3 protein-coding genes are annotated in these 2221 nt (G+C 58.2%); all 3 read right to left on the bottom strand.

Going from position 1 to position 2221, the window contains the following annotated elements:
- Positions 1–113 precede the first annotated feature (113 nt).
- From ACXAC4_RS17885 to ACXAC4_RS17895, 3 genes are read right to left on the bottom strand one after another with little or no spacing between them, the layout of a single operon-like run.
- A complete protein-coding gene (locus ACXAC4_RS17885) occupies positions 114–1025 on the bottom strand; it encodes an oxidoreductase (RefSeq protein ID WP_475164262.1) in 912 nt (303 codons plus the stop codon).
- Positions 1015–1410: an oxidoreductase gene (locus ACXAC4_RS17890; protein ID WP_475164266.1), complete on the bottom strand. Its 396-nt coding sequence runs from the start codon at positions 1408–1410 to the stop codon at positions 1015–1017. The genes ACXAC4_RS17885 and ACXAC4_RS17890 overlap by 11 nt, the downstream gene beginning before the upstream one ends.
- 22 nt (positions 1411–1432) lie before the next feature.
- On the bottom strand, positions 1433–2173 hold the full coding sequence (locus ACXAC4_RS17895; RefSeq protein ID WP_475164270.1) for a helix-turn-helix domain-containing protein: 741 nt from the start codon (positions 2171–2173) through the stop codon (positions 1433–1435).
- Positions 2174–2221 lie beyond the last annotated feature (48 nt).

The raw sequence follows: 2221 nt of genomic DNA on the forward strand, positions 1-2221 counted from the left end.
ATCGCCCGACAAGATATCCCACGCGGGAATGGCATGTTCGTTGCCCGTGTCAAGAATTGTCGTTTCCGGTATCCCGCCGGTTGCGATCACAACAATATCAGGCGACAGGGCCGTCACGTCTTCGACCTCAGCGAAGGTGTTGAAGTGGAATTTAGACGTCTCAGTGCAGCGCATTGTGCCATACGCCAGTCAATGATCCCGATCATCTCGGCCCGGCGCTTGGATTGCGCTGTAAGGCGCACTTGGCCGCCGGGCTCGGGGGCGGCTTCCAGAACGGTGACATCATGCCCACGCTCGGCAGCAACCCGTGCCGCCTCAAGCCCGCCGGGACCTGCGCCCACGATGACGGCGCGACGGGGCGTTTCCGCCGCAGGGATCACGTGCGGCATCGACAATTCGCGCCCGGTTGCAGGGTTGTGGATGCACAACGCCTCGCCAGCCTGGTAAATTCGGTCAAGACAGTATGTGGCCCCGACGCAGGGGCGGATATCATCTTCCTGACCGGCTTGTATCTTGGAAACGATCATCGGATCAGCCATATGCGCGCGGGTCATGCCGACCATATCCAAAAGGCCCGAGGCCACTGCATGCCGCGCCGTAGCCACATCAGGGATCCGAGAGGCGTGGAAGGTGGGCATCCCGATCTCGGCCCGCACGCGTCCGGCGAAATCCAGATGCGGCGCGCTTTTCATGCCTTGAACCGGGATCACATCTGTCATCGCCGGATCCGTATGAATGCGTCCGCGAATGACATTCAGGAAGTCGACTTGCCCGCCGTCGCGCAGTCTGCGGGCGATTTCAAGCCCTTCTTCCTCGGTGATACCGCCTTTTTCAACCTCATCCGCGGTGTAGCGAACGCCAACAATGAACTTGGGTCCGACGCGGTCACGGATTGCATCCAACACCATGAAGCCAAAGCGCAAGCGATCGTCGAGGCTGCCACCAAACGGCGCATCCATCGTGTTGGTCAGGGGTGACCAAAACTGATCCAGCAAGTGACCATAGGCCTGCAGTTCAGATTCCATCCAAACCGGCAGCCTGCATGCGTTCAGCCGCGTCCGCATAGTCGGTCACAATGCGCTCAATATCGAAGTCTTCCATTTTTTTAGGGAACGCGCGATGCGCCGGTTCGCGATAGTGCGATGGCGAAACAGAGGGCAGCCAATCACCCTTGTTCCAACCGGTGCGACGCCCCAGATGGGTCAATTGAATCATCACCGCGCATCCATGAGCGTGGCAGGCATCTGCCAGTTCACCCATCCAGGGCACGACCTCGTCCTTGTAGGCCAGGATGTTGTTGAAAACTGGCGGGCTGTCGCAACTCACCGTTGCAGATCCAGCGGTCATTGTCATGGCAACGCCCGCTTTCGCGCGAACTTCATGATAGGCGCGGTAGCGCTCTTTGGGCATTCCCGCTTCGGGGTAGGCAGGTTCATGACTTCGTGGTCATAATCCTGTTTTTCAGGGTCAGATGCTTTAGTTGATAAGGCTGCAAAAGGACATCGCGGTTCATGAGGAAGATTCTTCTGTCAGACTGCTGTGGCGCGGCGACATCTTTCGGAATGACGACAGGTGAAACAGCCCAGATCAGCCGACAGGCCTGGTCCGTCCGATTGCGCGCGTGGTGCGGAATTCGTGCGTCAAAGCTATAGCTGTCACCGGCGCGCAGAGTGATGAACTCTTCACCGATCTGCATTTCTAACTCACCTTCCAGAACCAGCCCATGTTCTTCGCCTTCGTGCTTTTGCAAGGGGTCTTCAGGGCGTTCCGCATAGGGTGCGTAAACCGCCAAACCCATATAAAACTGCCCGCCAATCGAGCTGGACAGCAGGTGATCGGTGTATCCAAGCTCAGCCGCGTCCTGACCGTAAAGGGTGTTGAGTGCGCGGCGGTTTTGGGCGCGTACGACAAAGGCCTGTTCCATTGGCCCGGCCCCCGCGCGGCGGGCAAAAAACCAATCTGGGGTGACACTCAGCGCGTTGGCAATGGACTGCAAGACGTCGACCGAAGGCTTGGATACCCCGCGTTCAATCGCCGACACATGACTCAGCGAGATCCCTGCCTCTTTGCTGAGTTGTTTAAGGGTAAGCTGGCGCGCTTTGCGTAGTTGCCGCACCTCACTGCCCAGCGAAGAAATTGCGGATGGCAAGGCGACGACGTTGTCAGATGGCATATAGCTCTAGGTGCTGCTGGCAGGTATGCCTTACACGTAGTTAACCTT

The sequence above is a fragment of the Pseudoalteromonas sp. AWM4_233 genome, from assembly GCF_056158285.1.